This is a genomic window from Pseudomonas sp. 3B-A001-10F (assembly GCF_056313565.1).
In genome coordinates this window covers 93,242-114,406 of sequence record NZ_JBQYFW010000006.1, presented here as the reverse complement: position 1 = coordinate 114,406, position 21,165 = coordinate 93,242, and the positions used below count along the sequence as shown (strand labels likewise).

Sequence of the window (21,165 nt, the reverse complement as noted above, 5' to 3'; positions counted from 1 at the left end):
CCCCAATACCTTCACTACCATGCAGACCTGTTCATCTGAAAGCCGCTTACACAGTAGTAATCGGCTTGAAATAATGAGGTTTAGCAATGACTTCTCTCAGCCCTTCCCTTGAGCTCAGTCCCGAGCTTGCAGCTCATCCGGCCTATTCGCGAGTGTTCCAGCCCGAAGGCCTCACCTTCGGATACATCATGCCCTTGGAGGGCTATCCGAATTCACCGTTTCCCACGCTGCAGGATCATCAACGCCTTGCTCGCATCGCGGACGAGGCTGGATTCGCAAGTCTGTGGATGAGAGATGTGCCCTTCTATGACCCGAGCTTTGGTGATACTGGTCAAATGATCGACCCGTTTGTATATCTGGGATATCTGGCTGCTGTTACCAAAAACATTGCCTTGGGCACAACGGGCATCGTTCTTCCGTTACGTGAACCACTGATCGTCGCTAAGCAGTCCGTTTCGGTCGACCAGCTAACCGGCGGTCGTTTCTTGCTAGGGCTATCCAGCGGAGATCGCCCGATTGAATATCCAGCATTCGGGATTGATTTCGAAGCGAGAGAAGAACGATACCGGGAAGGCTTCGAGCTGATTAAGACAGTCACTGAAAACAGCTTCCCAAGCGTCTCAACCAAACTGTTCGGCCAGCTGGAAGGCTTGCTAGACATGGTACCCAAGCCAGTTGGCCCTCGACTCCCCATGATTGTCGTGGGCCGGGCCCGTCAGACGCTTGAGTGGATAGCCAATAATGCCGATGCCTGGATTTGGCATCTGAGCGACTTCAATCGTTTGCCCGGCCTCATCCGCGAGTTCCGTTCTGCCAGCCAGACCGGCAATGCAAAACCATACGGCTACGCGACATTTTTCGATCTGGCGAAGGATCCGAACACACCGCTGGAACGAGGCTACAACGGAATAAGGATCGGGCGTAATGCTCTCGTGGAGCTCTGGAAACGGCAACAGGATGAAGGTGTTTCACACGTCGCACTGAATATCAAACCTCTGCAGCGACCAGCCGCTGATGTCCTGGAGGAGATGGCTGAGTATGTCCTGCCACACTTTCCCATAGGCCAACCTGCCTCGCAGGTGACCCAGTGACCGGCTCAAGTGATCGCACCGACATTAAGGGCGTTATAGCCACCTTTCTGGAAGCCTGGGAGAGCGGTAATTGGGAGTCTGCTGGGGATATATTCACTGACAATTGCCAGTTGGAGACAAGCCACATGTCCGCTCATGAGGGTGAACGCAAGATTGTCAGAGCTTTCCAGCAAGACCGTGTCAAGGCTGATGGCTTTTCAGTGAAGGCAACCAATCACTATGTGGGAGGTGGAGAAACCGACGCCACTTTCAGTTTCTACGCCTATGGCCATATCAGCAAAGCCACAAAGTCGGCCAAGCTCAGATTTGGAATGACTGTCACGGGCTCTCTGAAAAAGACAGCAGGCACCTGGCACCTCGACAGCGTGCTGATTGCCTTGAATTGGGTAACCGGGGACTACTCGCTTGCAACTCACTGGCAGCTTCCACCAGGTGACGACGGATGGAGAATTGGCGACCCAGCCCCGACCATCGTGAGCGAACTGAACGCGCCATGGCTTGCTTTCCCAAGCTCAACGCCTTCGGTACCCAGCGAGGAGTGTATTGCTGAAACCTACGCTCGTTACTCATGGGCGCTGGATCAGGCTGACATGCAGCTACTTGCCCATTGCTTTGCCAACGACGCCGCTGGTGATTTCCAACCGATGGGCCTTATTGAAGGGCGCCACGCGATCATCGGCTCCTTCAAAGAGTTTCGCAGGCCCTGGCCGTGGATGCAGCATTTCGCGGACGTGCTGGAGATCAAGTCCGACGAGGAAAAGGGTGTAGCGGAAATGATTGTCGGCAGAGTCATTCCTGGAAACTCACACACGCAAGATGGCACGCCTCTCTATGGCGCGCATTACCGGATGCGGCTTCGTCGCAAGCATGAAGGCTTCTGGCAACTGACCTGGAGCGAGTACCGCCCAGGCTGGTTCAATGCCAAAGAAGCACCAAGAGTTTAGTCCCTTCCTGGAAACGCTCTAGGGCCGTGGCGCCGTACTATCTCGGACGACGAGTTCGATTTGTATGCGCTCGCGGCGTGCAAGTGGGCGCCCCTCGATCAGCGCAACGATGTTGTTGGCGCTGCTGATACCAATTTTCGAAGTCGGCACCCTGACGGTCGTCAGGGCTGGCACGTAGGCAGCCGCGAACTCGATATCATCGAACCCGCTGACTGATAGTTCTTTGGGGACGTCGATCCCATTGGAGCGCGCTTCCGCCAACGCTCCGATACAGGTGAGGTCAGTGCTGCAGACAATGGCCGTAGGCTTGGGGTTAAGCTCCATAGCAATCCGCAGCCCGGCGCGCCCTCCCTCAATCGTGAATGGCTGCTCAATAATCCGTTCACTTGAAAGCTCTATCCCTGACTCGAGTAGCTGAGCGGTGATTCCTTTCAGACGGTATTTTGCCCGTTCGTTGTTAGAAACAACTCCACTGATCATGGCGATACTTTGATGACCAAGGCTAAGCAAGTGCCTGGCTATCAATCGACCACCCTCCTCATTGCTGAACCCCACGCAGTGATGGTCGTGAGCACCATCTAGTGACCACATGAGAATGAATGGGCATTGGGCGACAGTTAGTGCTTCATAAATTTCAGGACTATGTTCAGTACCCACTAACAGTAGGCCTTCGACGCCCCGCTCAATCATGTTCCTTATGTTTACCAGTTCTTGCGCCTGGTCGTATTCATGGGAAGAAATGATTAGGTGATACCCAAGCTCCGTTAGCCTTAACTGGAGGGCCTGGACAGCTTCAGCGAACGCAGGGTTGTTAAAAGTAGGAAAAACGGCTCCGATGCTGTGCGTGCGCCTGGATGCCAAAGCACGCGCGGCCCCGTCTCGCACGTACCCGAGCTCTTGAACAGCTGCTTGTACTTTGGCCAGCGTTGCAGGTTTCACTAAGTGCGGGACAGCCAATGCTCTTGAAGCACTCCCCATCGAGACGCCCGCCAATTCAGCCACATCCTTGAGCTTCGGTTTCTCGATTTTTTTCATTGGAGATTCAGCATCCTCGATCGTAGCGCGGAGACAGGACGATCAGAAGAACGCCCTCGATTTGCGCAGAGGATGATAAGCCAACAGCCTGCCGTTCGGGAGCCGTTAATTGGAGGGAAAAACCTGAGAGCAGCGTTTCTGCTGCCCCCAGGCAAAAACACTTATTTAATGACGATCGGATTCACAGGAGCTCCGGTTCCCCCAACGACCTTTAGAGGGGCTGCGGTATAGAGAAACGTCCACTGACCGTCCTCAGCGCAGTCCTCAGCGAGAGGATCAAGCTGAGCGATCTCAGTGAGAGTAATGCCCAAATTCCTCATGAGTGCGTTGTGCAACGGCAACGCAACCCCTGACACGGGATCGACGGTGACTTCGTTAGCAATGGTGTCGGTGACGATGTTCGGAATTTCCATCTCCTGAAACCACTTCACCAGCTCAGGGCTGTAGGTCAGGCCTGGCTCGATAAAGTCTTTGTAGAACTCTTCCGGGTCGCGTTTATAAAACGAACCAATCCATCCAGTGCGGATGATGAGAATGTCGCGCTTGTTGATAGAGACGCCTTGAGCGCGGGCCGCCGCCATTAGATCCTCATGGTTGAACGTTTCACCTGCATCCAGCACGTCTTTACCACGGTGGCGCGCTATGTCGATCAGAATGCCTCGGCCAACGATGCCTTTTTCACCCAATGGAGCAACGCTCGCCTTGGCCAGGGAGCCGATAGTGGTATCGGCACTGTAGCCATTCCAAATCTGATCGTCGTACCAGACATGCCCAAGGGCGTCGTACTGAGTTGATCCTTGAAGATGAAAAAACATCACGTCGTCGGCGAACTCGTAAGAGCCAGGAAAATGTGGGCCTTTGCCACAGTTGTAGTGACCACGATCCATGATATTCATGCGTTTTGACTGGGAGCGACCAGGCCAGACCGGGTCACCAGCAGGATCTGCCATCCGCACCTGCAAAGTAAATGTCTTGCCTTGCTTGACCTCTTTGACCCCTTGAAGAACTTCGATACCTGTAAGGTAGTTGAGTGAGCCTACCTCATCATCCGGGCCCCACTTACCCCAGTTCTTAGGGGAGTCTTTGAGCAAGTCATGAATATGCGGAACGGTCTTGTCTGTCATTTTCTGAGCCTCTTTTATTCTTGGATTAGCTGTGCTGCATTTAGCGGTTAGTTGAAACGTTCAAATCGTTGTCCCAGCTCGTCGGCACGAGCGAGTCCTCGGATGAGTCGTTCAGCCGTAAGGGCTGGCGCCATATTTTTCGCGTACACCGCACCCAGTGTTGCCTGGACGACAATGTCCAATTCCTCAGAGGTAAACGGAGACGTCTGGCCAAGGCCGTCGAGGGTGACGGGAAGATTCACATCATTCAGAAGCTGAGCGACCTCTAGGATCACTGAGTCTGGGCGCTCTTCGACGGACATCTGCACCAGCGTCCCGAATGCGACAAGCTCACCATGCAGCATGGAAGTAATCGCAGGAATTGCCGTTAGACCTCGCACAAGCGCATGAGCTAGCGACAAGCCGCCACTCTCGAACCCAACGCCACTGATAAGGACGGTTCCTTCAACAACCCGCTCGACATCATCATTAACCTCGTGCCGGCCTACTGCTTGGTAAGCGCTGTACCCGTAGGTCATAAGCGTCTTAAACACTGCCTCTGTTAGCAGCAATGCAGTGTTCAACGCTGGAGTACCAAATGAGTTATTGCCCCCGGCAGACTGACATTGTTGCGCCTCAAACTTTTTACTGATGGCGTCGCCGATGCCTGCGGCGAAAAACCTTGCAGGCGCACGGACAATCACTTCGGTGTCCACGACGACTGCAGATGGGTTCATGTTCAGGTACTCGACACCAACGACCTTGTGCGCTTCGTCGTAAAGCACAATCAAACGGCTGGTTGGGGCATCGCTGGAAGCAATGGTCGGGCATACGACAATGGGGACGTTAAGCTGAGCAGCCATCCCTTTAGCCGTGTCAATTGTCTTACCCCCGCCCAAAGCGATGATGGTGTCTGGCCTGTAATCTGCTGATCGCTCACAGAGAGATGCAATTGCAGCTTTAGTGCATTCACCAGGAAAAACGATACTGTTCGCCTCGAAGCCATGCTCTGACAATGCATTCCCTACCTCAGGCCACAGATGCCTCGAGACGAACTCGTCGCACAAGACCAAAGGGCGCGATTGCCCCATATCGGAAAGGATTCTGCCAAGCTGCTTTAGCGCGCCTGGCCCTTGCTCGTATCGGCCAGGAAAACCCATTGTTCGAACCATGCCACCACCCGCTGCTGAAAAACTGTGAGATAAATCGTTACGTTGAATACGAGCCCGGATGGATCAGCGCATCAACCAGCCACCCGCCACATCCACAATTTGGCCCGTGATGAAGTCGCTGTCGTTTGAAGTCAAAAAGCATGCTGCTTTAGCTACCTCAAGTGGCGTTCCAAGACGGCCCAACGGAGTCTCATCAACGACTGCCTGGTTCGCTTGCGCAGAAACGGTTTTTAGAAGCGGCGTTTCGATGCGTCCCGGAGCCAGTGCGTTTGCCGTAATGCCATAGGGCCCGAGTTCACCTGCCAGGTGACGGGTAAAACCGATAACTGCGGCTTTCGTGGCGCTGTAATGCGCCGCGACGATAGGGAGGTAAGCGCTGCCAGCAACGGAAGACATATTCACTATTCTTCCAAAACGGCGTTCGACCATCGCTGGTGCGAGAGCTCTGACCAAGTTGAATGAGCCTGTCAGGTTGATGCCAACGACGCGATCCCATTCCTGAGGATCCATTTCCCAAATCGGCGCTGGTGCGCCCTCGTGTTTGGGTGAAATACCTGCATTGTTAATCAAGGTGTCGATCGGGCCGAGCTGCTCACTAAGCTCAAGACAGGCTCGACTGCATTGAGCGAAATCTGATACGTCAGCTTTAGCCCAAGCCACCAAATGTCCGGTAGCACTAAGCTGCCGGGAAAGCTCGGAAACTGAGTGTTCGTCGAAATCTACCAAGGCAACCCGCGCGCCCTCCTCGCAGTACAGCCGGGCAATTGAGGCACCGATGCCCCCTCCTGCCCCGGTAATGAGAACTGTGCGTCCTGAATGTCGAAGATTCGTCATGCCAAATTCCCCGCGCTGAAAAAACAGAAACAAGACGCGGTGATGCTCAAACGCGTCCAATGCCGCACTGGCTGACCGAAAATTTCGGACTCATTTAGGCGGGTGGTTTTAGGAGATTTGCGTGGCGAAGCCAGTGCCCCCGTGCCGGAGCGGTCTGTGACTTTAGGTAAGAGAGTGGCGAGGGCAGCCTGCGTCGTTGACCGAGCGAAGGCTAATGATGCAGTGATCATTATGATCTCCAGACTTGCCTAGGAAAACGGCAAATATGAATCGTTTCATTCTCACAGGCTGCGGCACTAAGCCAACAAAATCTGTGGTTTTTTTCACGACTCTATTTTTGTATTTATTCTCGAAAGAGATAATTATGAAGCGCTTCATTTTTATTCGGATATTTGACCGCTGTCAAGCGGTCTGCACGGTCACTTCCCCAGCAAGGAGCGCCAGTGATTCCTACGAAACGCAGTCATGAGCATCTGCGCCAATCATATTGAGGATGTGGAAAACACCGGCGCACTAAGCCTCTGAGGCACTGGCTCCTTTGGCAGATGCACGGAACACGGGCGCAGTGCCCACGCCTGGAAGTGATGCTCAAGTGAGATGAATACGCGATGCATATGCTAGGTATCGACTAGACGAGCGGGCCTCGCTCAAGGGTCAGGCAGAGTGAATGCCTTCCGCAGAATGCTGCTCCCATGGCGGGCATGGCGACCAAGCCTCCACGAGCTTATCGATGAAGAGTCGAATTTTTGGAGACAGGTGCCGCTTGCTAGGGTAGATCACCCGAATAGGCTCTGCGGCCTCTGCATACCCAGCGAGCAATTGAACAAGCTTGCCGCTCCTCAAATCGTCGTTTACCACGTAGGAAGGAAGAGTCGCGATGCCCAGGCCAGCGACAGCTGACTGGTGTAATGACTCAGCACTGTCCATCTGTAGCCTTCCACCATGAGTAACGGACACAGAGCTACCATTCACGCGAAAATTCCAAGGAAGCAATCTCCCACCGCTCACGAAATGCAGGCACTGGTGCTCGGATAAATCCTCCGGCGTTTTAGGCTCGGCATGCTCAGCCAAATATTTGGGGGAAGCGCAGGTAATCATTTGTTGGTAAGCCACAGTGCGCGTTAACAACCGAGAATCTTCCTTCGGTGGCCCGATGCGCATGGCCAAATCAAATCCCTCATCGATCAGATCGACCAGCCTGTCAGAAAAGGTGATATCCACGCTCAGGGAGGGCCAATCCTTAAGGCAGCACTCAATGTGCTGAAGGACATGAAGTCTGCCCAGCGCAACCGGCAGACTCATCCGCAGTCGCCCACTGGGTGTCGAGCGACGAAACGCAAGGGCATCCTCCACGTCGTCCAGATCCTGAAGAACGCCCACGCAGCGCTCATACAGAACCTGGCCGTCATCCGTCATGCTTAAACTGCGCGTAGTGCGATTCAGTAAACGTACCTGTAAACGAGCCTCGAGCCTGACTATCGACTTCCCCACTGCAGAGCGCGTAAGGCCAAGCTGTTTTGCCGCCGCAGTGAAGCTTCCAGCGTTTACCGAGCTCACAAACGCGGCGATATCATTCAGGTTATGGAGTTCCATACGGCCTCGGTAGTCTCAACGTTCGGGCGGCTTAGCACCTGTTATGGGGAACCCTATTCCCCAATACTAAGCATAGCATCTCAATTAGCTAATCCACTCCCAACGATCAATTGAGGTCATTATGAACACTAAAGTCCAAGCAGCCGTCCAAACCTGGGCCAATAGCCTTAGCGATCTGGTACCCGTTCTCAAGGGAATCGATACCACCACAAAAATGAGCGACATCCGCGACTCTTACGCAAAAATGCTCGCGCAAAATCCAGCGCCAGCTGGCGTTAAATTCGAAGCAGTCGACATGGGCGGCGTACCCGGCACACTGGTTACTCCGGACGAGATCAAAACCGACGCGGTCGTGATGTACATCCACGGCGGCGCCTACATTGTAGGACGTCCAGACGGCTACCACGGTATCGGCGGCAACTACGCGAAAATGCTCGGTGCTCGTGTGTACATGCCGGACTACCGCCTTGCCCCTGAGCACAAGTTCCCAGCCTCTATTGACGACACACTGCGCGCCTACGAGTGGCTGCTTGAGCAGAAGATCCCAGCTAACAAGATCGCATTCTCTGGCGAGTCAGCCGGCGGCGCGATGGTTGTCAGCGTGATGGTGGCTGCGAAATCCAAAGGGCTTCCACTGCCTGCAGTTGGTTCGTCCATCTCGCCATGGGCAAACCTTGAACACACCGGTGCCTCCATGAGCAATCGTGAAGGTCTGGATCCTCTGAACTCCAAGCCTGTCTTGGACATCCTCGCCAGAGCATTCCTGGGCGACACATTGGCCAATCATCCTCTGGCCTCACCTGTGTTCGCGGACGTCACCGGTCTTCCACCAATCTTGGTGCAGATCGGCGAGAACGAGCTGATGTTGAGTGATGCAATGCGCCTTGCAACTCACTTGGCTGATAACCGAGTTCGCGTGAACCTGGAAGTTTGGCCAGCAATGTTCCACGCCTGGCACTTCTACGCCACCATGCTGCCAGAAGGTCAGCAGGCGATGGAGAGCTCCGTGCGCTTCATTGAGGCTGGCTTGGCCGACGCTAACCGCTAAAACGCAGAACAACCGCGATGGCTTTTCCTGCTGTCGCGGTTTTACTAATGCTGTTCCACAAAAGCTTCATCAGGCTAATAAAAAACCTGAGCAAGCGCCCTGCCCAACTCTTGTCACTTACCCCCCCTTCTTCGCAGGTCATGTCCACTGAACTCAGAACATGGTTTTTCCGATGACACGAGACCGCAGCACGATCAATCCCCGAGTCTACCCCGTCGTGCGCTACCTTAGAGCATCATCCGCATCACGGCGCGACCAGGAGCCATGGAATGAATCGCAAGCAGTTTCTCGAGCAACCGGACATGCTCACCCTCATCGAGTGGCTAATCGAAAACCTTCCCGCTCTTCCAGTACATCTGAAGGTCGCGCGCAGTAGGCTCGTGCGCAACGCGATCGACTACAAGGTTCAAGGTATCGAAGCGGCGAATACCAGTGGGGCGGGAATTGGGAGACGGTCAAGGCGGAGCTGCGCCGGCTGCGCATTCGCTTACGTTTGGCGGTTCGCGCCCGCGATGAGTTCGCCACGCATGGAGCCTGCGAAGCGATCCTAGCGTGGGGAAAAGTCGATGGCGCCGTCGGATTTCTCAAGAATCAAATGCACGACAAGAACTTGATGAATTACCTAAAGCAGTGCCAGGCGCTTCTCGCGCTGGACCGCAAGCAGCAGCTCAACCCCCCTCACCAAGCAGAACATCCTAAGATTCGACTCGGGCATGACTAAGATCCATGCCCTGCTCGACACCACTGGCTCTCCAATCTATGACGGCCGGGTCGGTGCCGCCATCGCGCTGCTCTACTGCCTGTAACGCCAAGGCACCGGCACCACTGCGCCGCAGGTAGTGGACTTCGCCTGGGGGCCAGGGATCGGCGACCAGATTCGAAACCCAAAACACTTAAAGCCTGGGTACAACGGTACACCGCAACTCTCCACCACCAGTCGGCACCCTTGGGCACGGCGTCAGCTCCAATTAGGTTGGATTATCCGCGCGGTACTAGAAGGGTCCGAATTATTCGCCAAGCAGCCTCAGCTGGTAGACCGCTGCCACGCCTTTGAAGCTGGATTGCTCATGATTGGCTATGACCTACGCAGTCTAGTCCCCGACGGCTATACGATCCCAGTGCCGCCCAAGCCTAACTACCGGGTACATAGGATGACCCGAGCGACCTGAGATAAACAAGCTGATGGTTGACCTGTATGTAGTTCTCAATACACAGGAAAATAGTCTTAAACACTCAAAAACGTCAGGACCTGAAGAGAAAGACTAATCAACATTGATAAAGAGACCACGCGTGAGCGCCAAAGCCTGCGTCCGCCCACGCGGAAGCCATGAGGATTCCACCCAGAGCCAGTCGTTTTGTGGGGGTAAAAACGACCAAACATAAAAAAGGGTAGCAAGATAAAATCTCGCAACCCTTTGAATTATATGGTCGGGACGGAGTGATTCGAACACTCGACCCCTAGCACCCCATGCTAGTGCGCTACCGGACTGCGCTACGCCCCGACTGGTTTTGCAACTGTTCTTCACCTCGAAGAACGCTCAAGAATATAGCGCAAGCGTTTGAAAACTGGAAGTATTCAAACGCTGCTTTTTATTTCTTGAGAACCACCAGCACATCTTCCAATTCGGCAATCATCTGCCGAATCATCTGCTTGTATTGGGTCGTGTCGTCTTTGGCTTCATCGCCGGACAAGCGCAAGCGTGCGCCGCCGATGGTGAAACCCTGATCGTAAAGGAGCGCGCGGATCTGCCGGATCATCAGCACGTCCTGGCGCTGATAATACCGGCGGTTTCCGCGGCGTTTGACGGGGTTGAGTTGAGGAAACTCCTGCTCCCAATAGCGCAGTACGTGTGGCTTTACGGCACACAGCTCGCTGACTTCACCAATGGTGAAGTAGCGTTTGCCCGGGATGACGGGTAGTTCGTCGTTATGACTTGGTTCCAGCATAAGCCTCAACTCGGGCCTTCAACTTCTGCCCTGGACGAAAGGTGACCACACGGCGAGCCGTGATCGGGATTTCTTCCCCCGTTTTCGGGTTGCGGCCAGGCCGCTGGCGTTTGTCCCGAAGGTCGAAATTGCCGAAACCGGACAATTTGACCTGCTCGTTGTCTTCAAGAGCGTGCCTGATTTCCTCGAAAAACAGTTCGACCAATTCCTTGGCTTCCCGCTTGTTCAGGCCCAGCTCTTCATACAGACGTTCCGCCATCTCAGCTTTCGTCAAAGCCCCCATACGTCACTTCCTTAACGTGGCGTTCAACCTTTGTTCGAGCGAGGTGAGGATATTTTGCGTCGTCGAATTCACCTCATCGTCATTAAGAGTGCGCGATGGATGCTGCCAGGTCAAGCCAACTGCAAGGCTTTTTCTATCAGGATCAATGCCTTTACCCTGATACACGTCAAACAGCCTGAGATCCGTGAGCCATTCGCCTGCATTTTCACGGATTACGTCCAGTACGGCCGCGGACGCGACGTCTTTGTGCGCAATCAGTGCAAGGTCACGACGCACTTCAGGAAAGCGCGACAACTCGTGGAATTTCGGCATTTTACCGAGTGCCACTTCAGCCAGAACCAGCTCGAAAACGAAGACGGGACGATCCAGACCCAGTGCTTTCGACAATTCCGGGTGAATGGCGCCGATGAAACCGACTTCACGCCCTTCGCGCTCGATGCGCGCGGTTTGACCCGGGTGCAACGCAGGGTGGTTGCCCGGAGCGAAGGTGAACGAATCCAGTGCACCGGCGAAGCCGAGCACCGCTTCCACGTCAGCCTTGACGTCGAAGAAATCAACCGTGTCGCGACCTTGCGCCCAGCCTTCCGGCAGGCGGCTACCGCAAACCACGCCGGACAGCATCGGCTCTTGCTTCAGGCCTTCGAGCTGACCGACGAAGCGCAGACCGCTTTCGAACAGACGCACGCGATCTTGCTGACGGTTGAGGTTGTGCTGCAGCGCCTTGACCAGACCCGGCCACAGCGACGAGCGCATGGCAGCCATGTCATTAGAGATCGGATTGGCCAGCAACAGCGGCTCGACGCCCGGATTGAACAGTTCGAACTGACGCGGATCGATGAAGCTGTAAGTGATCGCTTCCTGATAACCACGCGCTACCAGCAGGCGGCGCAGTTCCGGCAGATCGCTACGCGCCTCGGCTTTGGCTTGCGGCGCCAGACGCGCTTGCGGGTAACGAACCGGCAGACGGTTGTAGCCGTACAGACGCGCCAGTTCTTCGATCAGATCGACTTCCAGGCTGATGTCGAAGCGATGGCTTGGCACTTCTACGCGCCACTGGCCTTCGCCATCGGCAGTAATACCTAGACCCAGGCCGCCGAGCAAACGCTCAACCTGGGCGCAATCCATTTCCATACCCAGCATCTGGGTGATGCGCTGGGAACGCAGAGTGATCGGTGCGATCGACGGCAGATGTTGCTCGCTGACGGTCTCGATGATCGGGCCGGCTTCGCCGCCAGTGATTTCCAGCAGCAGGCCAGTGGCGCGCTCCATGGCTTCACGGGCCAGTTGCCAGTCGACGCCACGCTCGTAACGGTGCGAAGCATCGGTGTGCAGGCCGTAGGAGCGAGCCTTGCCAGCAACAGCGATCTGGTCGAAGAACGCACTCTCCAAGAATACGTCGCGAGTCGTCGCAGAGACGCCGCTGTGCTCGCCGCCCATGACACCGGCAATCGCCAGTGCACGAGTGTGGTCGGCAATGACCAGCGTATCGCTACGCAGGCTGACTTCCTGACCGTCGAGCAGAACGAGCTTCTCACCCTCTTCCGCCATGCGTACACGGATGCCGCCGTTGATTTCGGCGAGATCGAAGGCGTGCAGCGGCTGACCCAGCTCGAGCATCACGTAGTTGGTGATGTCGACGGCAGCGTCGATGCTGCGCACGTCAGCGCGACGCAGACGTTCCACCATCCACAGCGGCGTTGGCTTGGACAGGTCAACGTTACGGATAACGCGGCCCAGGTAACGCGGGCACGCGGCTGGGGCCAGCACTTCTACCGAACGCACTTCGTCGTGCACGGCAGGAATGGCCATGACCACCGGACGGGTGACCGGCGCGGCATACAGTGCGCCGACTTCACGGGCCAGACCGGCCAGGGACAGGCAGTCGCCGCGGTTCGGGGTCAGATCGACCTCGATGCTGGCGTCTTCCAGATCCAGGTACACACGGAAGTCTTCGCCCACCGGTGCATCGACCGGCAGCTCCATCAGACCGTCGTTGCCTTCACCGATCTGCAGCTCGGCTTGCGAGCACAGCATGCCGTTCGACTCGACGCCGCGCAGCTTGGCCTTCTTGATCTTGAAGTCGCCCGGCAGCTCAGCGCCGATCATGGCGAACGGAATCTTCAGGCCCGGACGCACGTTTGGCGCACCGCACACGACCTGGAAAGTTTCCGCGCCATTGCTGACCTGGCACACACGCAGCTTGTCGGCATCAGGGTGTTGCTCAGTGCTCAGCACCTCGCCCACCACCACACCACTGAAAACACCGGCGGCCGGGGTCACGCTATCGACCTCAAGGCCCGCCATCGACAGACGAGCAACCAGCTCGTCGCGATTTACCTGCGGGCTAACCCAGCCACGCAGCCATTGTTCACTGAATTTCATCCTGCTCTCCTAAGAATTCGTTACGACTAGCGAAATTGCGCGAGGAACCGCAAGTCGTTGTCGAAGAACAGACGCAAGTCGTTCACGCCGTAACGGAGCATGGCCAGACGCTCGACACCCATGCCGAAAGCAAAACCGGAGAACTCTTCCGGATCAATGCCGGACATGCGCAACACGTTCGGGTGAACCATGCCGCAGCCCATCACTTCCAGCCAGCCAGTCTGCTTGCAGACACGGCAGCCTTTACCGCTGCACATCACGCATTCCATGTCGACTTCAGCGGACGGCTCGGTGAACGGGAAGTACGAAGGACGGAAACGTACGGCCAGCTCTTTTTCGAAGAACACCCGCAGGAATTCTTCGATGGTGCCTTTGAGATCGGCAAAATTGATGTCGCGATCAACCAGCAGGCCTTCAACCTGGTGGAACATCGGCGAGTGGGTGATATCGGAGTCGCTGCGATACACGCGGCCTGGGCAGACGATGCGAATCGGCGGCTGTTTCGATTCCATGGTGCGGACCTGTACCGGCGAGGTATGGGTGCGCAGCAGCATGTTGGCGTTGAAATAGAAGGTGTCATGCATCGACCGGGCCGGGTGATGGCCTGGGATGTTGAGCGCTTCAAAGTTGTGATAGTCGTCTTCGACCTCAGGGCCTTCGGCGATGCCGTAGCCGATGCGGGTGAAGAACTGTTCAACACGTTCCAGAGTCCGGGTCACCGGATGCAGACCACCAGAGGTCTGGCCACGGCCCGGCAACGTCACGTCAATGGATTCGGCGGACAGTTTGGCAGCCAGTTCGGCTTCTTCAAACAGAGCCATGCGCGCATTGAGTACGCCTGTGACACGTTCCTTGGCAACGTTGATCAGGGCGCCGACTTGCGGACGCTCTTCTGCCGGCAAATTCCCCAGGGTCTTCATCACCTGAGTCAATTCGCCCTTTTTGCCAAGGTATTGAACCCGGATTTGCTCCAGGGCATTGATATCTTCAGCGCTTTGCACAGCCTCTAGTGCTTGAGAGACCAGCGCATCCAGGTTTTCCATGTACAGACTCCAGATACAAAATAGGGGAAGAGCTTGAAGGCTCTTCCCCTATTTAAGACGTTTACCACCTGGCCCCACGGAAGTGAGGCCGGGTGATTGTCGGGGGTACTTAAGCCAAGGTGGCTTTAGCTTTCTCGACAATCGCAGCAAACACCGCTTTTTCGTTCACTGCCAGATCAGCCAGAACCTTACGGTCGATCTCGATGGACGCTTTTTTCAGGCCAGCGATGAAACGGCTGTAGGACAGACCGTTAACACGAGCACCAGCGTTGATACGAGCGATCCACAGAGCGCGGAACTGACGTTTTTTCTGACGACGGTCACGGTAGGCGTATTGGCCTGCCTTGATTACCGCTTGCTTGGCAACACGGAATACGCGGGAGCGTGCACCGTAGTAGCCTTTAGCAAGTTTCAGAATTTTTTTGTGACGCTTACGGGCAATGACGCCACGCTTTACACGAGCCATGAGTTACTTCCTCTATTCTTGACTAAATTAACGAAGGCGCAGCATGCGCTCGACTTTTGCCACGTCAGACGGATGCAGCAAGCTGCTACCGCGCAGTTGACGCTTACGCTTGGTCGACATTTTAGTCAGGATGTGGCTCTTGAAAGCGTGCTTGTGCTTGATACCGTTAGCAGTTTTCAGAAACCGCTTAGCAGCACCACTTTTGGTTTTCATTTTTGGCATGTTCGGATACTCCGCATTCAGTTGATAAACATAATCAGAAGGCCTGCCGTGCCCTGTTGATTACTTCTTCTTTTTCGGGGCGATGACCATGATCAGCTGGCGTCCTTCCATCTTAGGATGCTGTTCGACCGAACCGTACTCGAGCAGGTCAGCTTCAACCCGCTTGAGGAGTTCCATCCCCAGCTCCTGGTGGGCCATCTCACGGCCGCGGAATCGCAAGGATACCTTGGCCCTGTCCCCATCACTCAGGAAACGTACCAGGTTGCGCAGTTTTACCTGGTAATCCCCTTCCTCCGTCCCTGGACGAAACTTGATTTCTTTTACCTGAATCTGCTTCTGGTTCTTCTTCGCCGCGGCAACCTGCTTCTTCTTTTCGAAGATCGATTTGCCGTAATCCATCACACGGCAAACCGGTGGGATTGCGTCTGCGGAGATTTCCACCAGATCAAGCTTTGCTTCTTCAGCAATACGAAGCGCTTCATCAATCGAGACGATGCCAATCTGCTCGCCATCAGCGCCAATTAACCGAACCTCGCGTGCCGAGATATTCTCGTTGATCGGGGCTTTCGGTGCAGCTCGTTTATCTTGTCTCATTTCACGCTTAATAATAATTACTCCGAATCTGGGCGACCACGCCGGGAAACCGCTTGCGCGAGAAACTCAGCGAACTGGGCGACGGGCATCGAGCCCAGGTCAGCACCTTCACGAGTACGCACAGCGACAGTCTGCATCTCGACTTCCTTATCTCCGATAACCAAAAGATAGGGAACCTTGAGCAAAGTATGCTCGCGGATTTTAAAGCCGATCTTTTCATTTCTCAAGTCGGACTTGGCACGAAATCCGCTTTCGTTGAGAGTTTTTTCAACTTCTGCAACAAAATCTGCCTGTTTATCAGTGATATTCATGATCACCGCCTGGGTTGGCGCGAGCCACGCAGGGAACGCACCTTCGTAGTGCTCGATCAGAATCCCGACGAAACGCTCGAAGGAACCGAGGATCGCACGGTGCAACATCACAGGGTGTTTGCGGCTGTTGTCTTCAGAGACGTATTCAGCGCCCAAACGGACAGGCAGGTTAAAATCGAGCTGCAGAGTACCACATTGCCAGACCCGACCAAGGCAGTCTTTCAGCGAGAACTCGATCTTCGGACCGTAGAACGCACCTTCACCCGGCTGCAGATCGTACGGCAGGCCCGCAGAATCAAGGGCTGCAGCCAAAGCAGCTTCAGCGCGATCCCACAGTTCGTCGGAACCGACGCGTTTTTCCGGACGAGTGGACAGTTTCATCTCGACATCGGTAAAGCCGAAGTCACGATAAACGTCCATGGTCAGCTTGATGAATGCGGCGGATTCAGCCTGCATCTGCTCTTCAGTGCAGAAGATGTGGGCGTCATCCTGAGTGAACGCACGCACACGCATGATGCCGTGCAGCGCACCCGATGGCTCGTTACGGTGGCAGGCACCGAACTCGGCCAGACGCATCGGCAGCTCGCGGTAGCTCTTCAGGCCCTGATTGAACACCTGCACGTGGCACGGGCAGTTCATCGGCTTGATCGCGTAGTCGCGGTTTTCCGATTGAGTGGTGAACATGTTGTCGGCGTAGTTGGCCCAGTGACCGGATTTCTCCCACAGGCTGCGATCAACGACTTGCGGCGTCTTGATCTCAAGGTAGCCGTTGTCGCGCTGGATCTTGCGCATGTACTGCTCAAGCACCTGGTACAGAGTCCAGCCGTTCGGGTGCCAGAACACCATGCCCGGGGATTCTTCCTGGGTGTGGAACAGGCCCAGACGCTTGCCGATCTTGCGGTGATCGCGCTTCTCAGCTTCTTCGATGCGTTGAATGTAAGCCGCCAGCTGCTTCTTGTCTGCCCAAGCGGTGCCGTAAACGCGCTGCAATTGCTCGTTCTTGGCGTCGCCGCGCCAGTAGGCACCGGACAGCTTCGTCAGCTTGAAGGATTTCAGGAAACGCGTGTTCGGCACGTGCGGACCGCGGCACATGTCGACGTATTCTTCGTGATAGTACAGACCCATGGCCTGTTCGTTCGGCATGTCCTCGACCAGGCGCAACTTGTAGTCTTCGCCACGAGCCTTGAACACTTCGATCACTTCGGCGCGCGGAGTGACTTTCTTGATGACGTCGTAATCTTTTTCGATCAGCTGTTGCATGCGCTGTTCGATAGCGGCCATGTCGTCCGGAGTGAAAGGACGCTCGAAGGCGATGTCGTAATAGAAGCCTTCGTCGATGACCGGCCCGATGACCATTTTCGCAGTCGGGTACAGCTGCTTGACCGCGTGGCCAACCAGGTGCGCGCAAGAGTGGCGAATGATCTCCAGCCCCTCTTCATCCTTTGGCGTGATGATTTGCAGGGTCGCGTCGCTGCTGATGATGTCGCTGGCGTCGACCAGTTGGCCATTGACCTTGCCGGCCAGTGTGGCCTTGGCCAGACCGGCACCAATGGATGCGGCGACCTCGGCTACGGAAACCGGGTGATCGAATGAACGTTGACTGCCGTCGGGAAGAGTAATAGTTGGCATGGCGCCTCCTCTCCTAGTGGTGACCCCTACCAAAGGTCACGTGGGTTGGGATGAGCCAGTACAAGATCCGATCCAGGCCATTCAATGACGAACGCCTGCCTTACAGCGGCAGGAGCCTTGCGGCCAACCGGAAAACCGAACCAGAGTGACTGGGATTCAAATCGAAAATATTCGCACGTTGACCGCTGCCGGGACTGAAGGTCATCCGGCGCCAGAGAACGCTTGAGCCCGGCATGCTAGCACAGATGAGCGGTCACTTATGCCTCTGTTTGATCAGAAGGCAAATCGTCTGTTTTTATGCCAGAGTGCTGAACTTGATAGGCCTTTCAGCCCTCAGATAACAAGACATTGACCCACAAGGAGCATCCTCGCATGCGTCTGAATACCCTGTTCGCCGTAGTCGCCCCTATCGTTATGTTACTGCCGCTGAGCGCCCACGCCGACTGGCCGAAGGGCGAGCGCGAGAAGTACATGGCGCAATGCACCCAGGCGGCGACCCAACAAATCGGTGCTGCGGCTGCCAAATCCCATTGTGCTTGCGGCGCTGACGCCATCAAGTCTTATCCAGCGAGCGACATTCAGGCGCTGATGGACAACAAAGCTACTCCTGAATTGCAGCAGAAAGCACTGGGCCAAATCGCCAAATGCAAGGCAAATACTCCGGCGAAAAAGTGATCAAAAAAGTCTTCTGAGTTGGCTCAGCGCCGCTAAAAAGGGCTGAATTTGAGCCTTTTCAGATGATTTATGCAGGTTTTACAGGTTTTTTTATCGTCTTTACGTTCCGCCAAAAGCCTTGTAAACCGGGGCTTTCAGCCGATAAAGGCAGTAAAGAAAACACGACTGATTGGCAAACAGCACGTCCGGGGGGCTACCAAAGCGAACATTTCGACTATGATACCCGGGTGTGCCCAGTTGGCCTGAGCAGCACAGTACTGAAAAATATATGTTTCTTGGAGATACACCATGTCTAATCGCCAAACCGGCACCGTTAAGTGGTTCAACGATGAAAAAGGCTTCGGCTTCATCACTCCTCAAGGTGGCGGTGACGACCTGTTCGTACACTTCAAAGCTATCGAATCCGACGGTTTCAAAAGCCTGAAAGAAGGCCAGACCGTCTCCTTCGTGGCTGAGAAAGGCCAAAAGGGTATGCAAGCTGCACAGGTTCGCCCAGAGTAATTTCTGCGCGCACTAAAAAAACCCCGTCCACGTGACGGGGTTTTTTATGCCTGCAATAAAAGCCTTCGCTAATCAGCCGCAGTTGACACGAGTGATCACCAGATTGTTGTCGGTGTTCAGGTTCAAGCGATCGGAGCGGTACTCGAGCGTGATCATGTCGTTCGGCTTGAGGAAGCGGGCATTTTGCGCCCCGGCTTTGCTGCGCGCCTGCTCCAGAAGCTCTGGAGAAGCTTTCTTGCCAATGGCGAATTCCGCCGCCGATGCTTCACAGCGGCTGTGACCAGCTTCGGTTGCCGCAGATTCCTTTGCCGACTCGCTGGAGGTCGTGCTGCAACCGGCCAGCATGGCAGCGGCCATAAGTGCACCCAGTGTCGCGAACTTCAAAGGCATGAAGCCTCCTTGTTTTCAAAATGGTTAAGCTGAGATCGTGCGACCGCCATTCAAGCGATTGGTTTCACAGCCAAGGCCATCACCCTGCCCCACGACCGGAAAAGCGCCGAGTGTGCCTGAGCGGCACGTACCACTTCATCAATCAATCGTGACTGAATATTAACGGTGTTCAATAGACATCGATGTAGTCATACGGCGGATTCGGCCAGTTCTCCTTCAACGCGTTGAAAATCTGCATCACCCACACCTCATCACTGGCCGCGACATTGCCCACGTAGCCCGAGCCCTTGGCCCAGGTTTCCAGGCGAAACAGCAAGCCGTCGATATCCTGCCCACCGGTAACGCCGGAGGAAATGTAAGCGATGCCGCCCTCGGTCACGCGCAGCTGCGTGTGTTCGTCATCACTGGCCGAGGCGAGCAACTGGCGCACCGCGTCGAGCGTGAGGCCGTCAGGGGTGTTCAAATCGATCTGCACAGCACAATCCTTGGAAGCCTTAAAAGACCAAGTGTCGCATAGCGCTCCGCTCATGCCTAAGTCGCAGTGCCAAATGCCCGACAAAATGGTTAACTCAAATCCAAGATCTTCCGACTATTCGAGCGCTCTCATGACCACCATCAGCATCGACGCCGCCATTAATGCCAAATGGGCAGACGGACACAGCTCTTACAGCCCGGGAACCACCGAGGAGCTTGCGCTGATTGGTATCGATCTATTGGTCAAAGAGTTAGGCACAGAAGCGGCCAAGCAATTCATCAAGCAGATTTTCGAGCGCTACCCCAGCGAACAGGCTGAACACACTGAGAGGGTGTAAAAACCCGCAGGCTGGCACCTGCGGGGGAGTGGCTTACTTCAGACGTTTCAGACGCTCGGTCAGCAAGTCAAAGAAGCCTTGCGCGTCGCCATTTTCCACCCAGAAGGCGTTTTTCGGCGCCTTCAGGCCGTCGTACCAATCGACGATGGTCTGACCGAAAGTCGGCCCTTCACGACTATCCACCACGACATTCACCGAGCGACCGGTGAACAGTTCCGGCTTGAGCAGATAGGCCACAACGGTAGCGTCATGCACCGGACCACCCGGAATACCGTAGTGCTCCATATCGCCTTTGATGTACTCGTTGAGAATGTCGCCGACAATCTTGCTCGCGTTGTTGTTCAGCGCAGCGATCTGTTTCAGGCGCGCATCACTGGTGAGAATCTTGTGGGTCACGTCCAGCGGCAGGTAGGTCAGTTTCACGCCGCTTTTCAGGACCACTTCAGCCGCTTGCGGGTCAGCAAACAGGTTGAATTCAGCCACTGGGGTGATGTTGCCGCCGTTGAAGTGCGCCCCGCCCATGATCACCACTTCCTTGATGCCCTGAACAATTTCAGGCTCCTGGATCAGCGCCAGCGCCAGGTTGGTCTGTGGACCGAGCATGGCGATCGTGATGCTGTGCGGCTTGGCTTTTTTCAGGGTATCGATCAAGTAATTGACCGCATTGCCTTCAGCCAGCCCCTTTTTCGGTTCGTGCACGGTGACACCCGACAGGCCTTCCTTGCCATGGATGTTCTCGGCGTAGATCGGTGTGCGCATCAGCGGCTTCGGCGCGCCAGCATAAACCGGTACGTCCTCGCGCCCTGCCCACTCGCGCGCCAGTCGTGCGTTACGCGAAGTCTTGTCGAGGCGCACGTTGCCGGCCACGGTGGTCAGCGCGCGAATGTTCAGTTCGTCCGGCGAGGCAAGGGCGAACAGCAAGGCGACCACGTCGTCGGCACCAGGGTCGGTGTCAATGATCAGGTCGATTTTTTCCGCCGCCTGGGCGCCGGTGGCAGAGATAACGGACAAAAGCAGCAGGCTCCGGAGCAGTTGGTGCAGTTTCTGAGCATAGCGTTGCATGGCGCATTCCTTGTGCTTGTGAAATCAA

General features: G+C 55.4%; 22 protein-coding genes and 1 tRNA gene. 6 read left to right on the top strand and 17 right to left on the bottom strand.

Annotated elements, in window-relative coordinates; translation table 11 throughout:
• Positions 1 to 86 precede the first annotated feature (86 nt).
• Both AC0ZWN_RS08530 and AC0ZWN_RS08525 read left to right on the top strand, forming a co-directional pair.
• On the top strand, positions 87 to 1,091 hold the full coding sequence (locus AC0ZWN_RS08530) for an LLM class oxidoreductase (protein WP_027620508.1): 1,005 nt from the start codon (positions 87 to 89) through the stop codon (positions 1,089 to 1,091).
• Positions 1,088 to 2,035: a nuclear transport factor 2 family protein gene (locus AC0ZWN_RS08525; protein WP_414927515.1), complete on the top strand. Its 948-nt coding sequence runs from the start codon at positions 1,088 to 1,090 to the stop codon at positions 2,033 to 2,035. Before AC0ZWN_RS08530 ends, AC0ZWN_RS08525 begins: the two co-directional genes overlap by 4 nt.
• 18 nt (positions 2,036 to 2,053) lie before the next feature.
• Here the strand turns inward: AC0ZWN_RS08525 and AC0ZWN_RS08520 are convergent, their stop codons facing one another.
• From AC0ZWN_RS08520 to AC0ZWN_RS08500, 5 genes are all read right to left on the bottom strand, one after another.
• Positions 2,054 to 3,070, bottom strand: coding sequence for a LacI family DNA-binding transcriptional regulator (locus tag AC0ZWN_RS08520; RefSeq protein ID WP_476334697.1), 1,017 nt, complete (start codon positions 3,068 to 3,070; stop codon positions 2,054 to 2,056).
• Between the two features lie 161 nt (positions 3,071 to 3,231).
• Positions 3,232 to 4,194 (bottom strand): cyclase family protein, encoded by a 963-nt coding sequence (locus tag AC0ZWN_RS08515; RefSeq protein WP_027620510.1) that lies wholly within the window; start codon positions 4,192 to 4,194, stop codon positions 3,232 to 3,234.
• Between the two features lie 47 nt (positions 4,195 to 4,241).
• A complete protein-coding gene (locus tag AC0ZWN_RS08510) occupies positions 4,242 to 5,333 on the bottom strand; it encodes a glycerol dehydrogenase (protein WP_476334696.1) in 1,092 nt (363 codons plus the stop codon).
• Positions 5,334 to 5,408: 75 nt separating this feature from the next.
• On the bottom strand, positions 5,409 to 6,179 hold the full coding sequence (locus AC0ZWN_RS08505; RefSeq protein WP_476334695.1) for an SDR family oxidoreductase: 771 nt from the start codon (positions 6,177 to 6,179) through the stop codon (positions 5,409 to 5,411).
• A 654-nt stretch (positions 6,180 to 6,833) separates the two neighbouring features.
• Positions 6,834 to 7,772, bottom strand: a complete 939-nt coding sequence (locus AC0ZWN_RS08500) for a LysR family transcriptional regulator (RefSeq protein WP_027620513.1) — start codon at positions 7,770 to 7,772, stop codon at positions 6,834 to 6,836.
• A gap of 121 nt (positions 7,773 to 7,893) precedes the next feature.
• Here AC0ZWN_RS08500 and AC0ZWN_RS08495 point away from each other — a divergent pair, with 121 nt between their 5' ends.
• Positions 7,894 to 8,820, top strand: coding sequence for an alpha/beta hydrolase (locus tag AC0ZWN_RS08495; protein WP_027620514.1), 927 nt, complete (start codon positions 7,894 to 7,896; stop codon positions 8,818 to 8,820).
• 1,425 nt (positions 8,821 to 10,245) lie between these two features.
• On the opposite strand, the gene AC0ZWN_RS08490 is transcribed toward AC0ZWN_RS08495, so the two are convergent.
• The 9 genes from AC0ZWN_RS08490 to thrS form a co-directional block, all read right to left on the bottom strand.
• Positions 10,246 to 10,322: transfer RNA gene (locus AC0ZWN_RS08490), tRNA-Pro, on the bottom strand.
• Between the two features lie 88 nt (positions 10,323 to 10,410).
• Positions 10,411 to 10,767, bottom strand: coding sequence for a MerR family transcriptional regulator (locus AC0ZWN_RS08485; protein ID WP_003179985.1), 357 nt, complete (start codon positions 10,765 to 10,767; stop codon positions 10,411 to 10,413).
• Entirely contained in the window at positions 10,748 to 11,050 is a 303-nt protein-coding gene (ihfA, locus tag AC0ZWN_RS08480) for an integration host factor subunit alpha (RefSeq protein WP_002553164.1), read from the bottom strand. The genes AC0ZWN_RS08485 and ihfA overlap by 20 nt, the downstream gene beginning before the upstream one ends.
• Positions 11,051 to 11,053: 3 nt before the next feature.
• On the bottom strand, positions 11,054 to 13,432 hold the full coding sequence (pheT, locus tag AC0ZWN_RS08475; RefSeq protein WP_476334693.1) for a phenylalanine--tRNA ligase subunit beta: 2,379 nt from the start codon (positions 13,430 to 13,432) through the stop codon (positions 11,054 to 11,056).
• Positions 13,433 to 13,458: 26 nt separating this feature from the next.
• Complete coding sequence (pheS, locus tag AC0ZWN_RS08470) at positions 13,459 to 14,475, bottom strand: phenylalanine--tRNA ligase subunit alpha (protein ID WP_003226365.1); 1,017 nt, start codon at positions 14,473 to 14,475, stop codon at positions 13,459 to 13,461.
• 109 nt (positions 14,476 to 14,584) lie between these two features.
• A complete protein-coding gene (rplT, locus tag AC0ZWN_RS08465; protein WP_007913489.1) occupies positions 14,585 to 14,941 on the bottom strand; it encodes a 50S ribosomal protein L20 in 357 nt (118 codons plus the stop codon).
• A 27-nt stretch (positions 14,942 to 14,968) separates the two neighbouring features.
• The gene (gene rpmI, locus AC0ZWN_RS08460) at positions 14,969 to 15,163 is read right to left on the bottom strand and encodes a 50S ribosomal protein L35 (RefSeq protein ID WP_002553160.1); all 195 of its coding nucleotides are present in this window, start codon (positions 15,161 to 15,163) and stop codon (positions 14,969 to 14,971) included.
• A 60-nt stretch (positions 15,164 to 15,223) separates the two neighbouring features.
• The gene (gene infC / locus AC0ZWN_RS08455; protein ID WP_171057393.1) at positions 15,224 to 15,775 is read right to left on the bottom strand and encodes a translation initiation factor IF-3; all 552 of its coding nucleotides are present in this window, start codon (positions 15,773 to 15,775) and stop codon (positions 15,224 to 15,226) included.
• The gene (gene thrS, locus AC0ZWN_RS08450) at positions 15,775 to 17,697 is read right to left on the bottom strand and encodes a threonine--tRNA ligase (protein ID WP_007913488.1); all 1,923 of its coding nucleotides are present in this window, start codon (positions 17,695 to 17,697) and stop codon (positions 15,775 to 15,777) included. Before thrS ends, infC begins: the two co-directional genes overlap by 1 nt.
• A gap of 372 nt (positions 17,698 to 18,069) precedes the next feature.
• Here thrS and AC0ZWN_RS08445 point away from each other — a divergent pair, with 372 nt between their 5' ends.
• Both AC0ZWN_RS08445 and AC0ZWN_RS08440 read left to right on the top strand, forming a co-directional pair.
• Positions 18,070 to 18,372 (top strand): hypothetical protein, encoded by a 303-nt coding sequence (locus AC0ZWN_RS08445; protein ID WP_095047633.1) that lies wholly within the window; start codon positions 18,070 to 18,072, stop codon positions 18,370 to 18,372.
• 288 nt (positions 18,373 to 18,660) lie between these two features.
• Entirely contained in the window at positions 18,661 to 18,873 is a 213-nt protein-coding gene (locus tag AC0ZWN_RS08440; RefSeq protein WP_003179963.1) for a cold-shock protein, read from the top strand.
• A 72-nt stretch (positions 18,874 to 18,945) separates the two neighbouring features.
• On the opposite strand, the gene AC0ZWN_RS08435 is transcribed toward AC0ZWN_RS08440, so the two are convergent.
• Together AC0ZWN_RS08435 and AC0ZWN_RS08430 are read right to left on the bottom strand one after the other, a co-directional pair.
• A complete protein-coding gene (locus AC0ZWN_RS08435; protein ID WP_093432154.1) occupies positions 18,946 to 19,263 on the bottom strand; it encodes an I78 family peptidase inhibitor in 318 nt (105 codons plus the stop codon).
• Between the two features lie 169 nt (positions 19,264 to 19,432).
• On the bottom strand, positions 19,433 to 19,738 hold the full coding sequence (locus AC0ZWN_RS08430; protein ID WP_476334691.1) for a hypothetical protein: 306 nt from the start codon (positions 19,736 to 19,738) through the stop codon (positions 19,433 to 19,435).
• A gap of 130 nt (positions 19,739 to 19,868) precedes the next feature.
• Between AC0ZWN_RS08430 and AC0ZWN_RS08425 the strand changes: the two genes are divergently transcribed.
• On the top strand, positions 19,869 to 20,075 hold the full coding sequence (locus AC0ZWN_RS08425; RefSeq protein ID WP_460063853.1) for a hypothetical protein: 207 nt from the start codon (positions 19,869 to 19,871) through the stop codon (positions 20,073 to 20,075).
• 33 nt (positions 20,076 to 20,108) lie between these two features.
• Here AC0ZWN_RS08425 and AC0ZWN_RS08420 read toward each other — a convergent pair whose 3' ends face one another.
• On the bottom strand, positions 20,109 to 21,137 hold the full coding sequence (locus tag AC0ZWN_RS08420) for a nucleoside hydrolase (RefSeq protein WP_476334690.1): 1,029 nt from the start codon (positions 21,135 to 21,137) through the stop codon (positions 20,109 to 20,111).
• Positions 21,138 to 21,165: the final 28 nt, after the last annotated feature.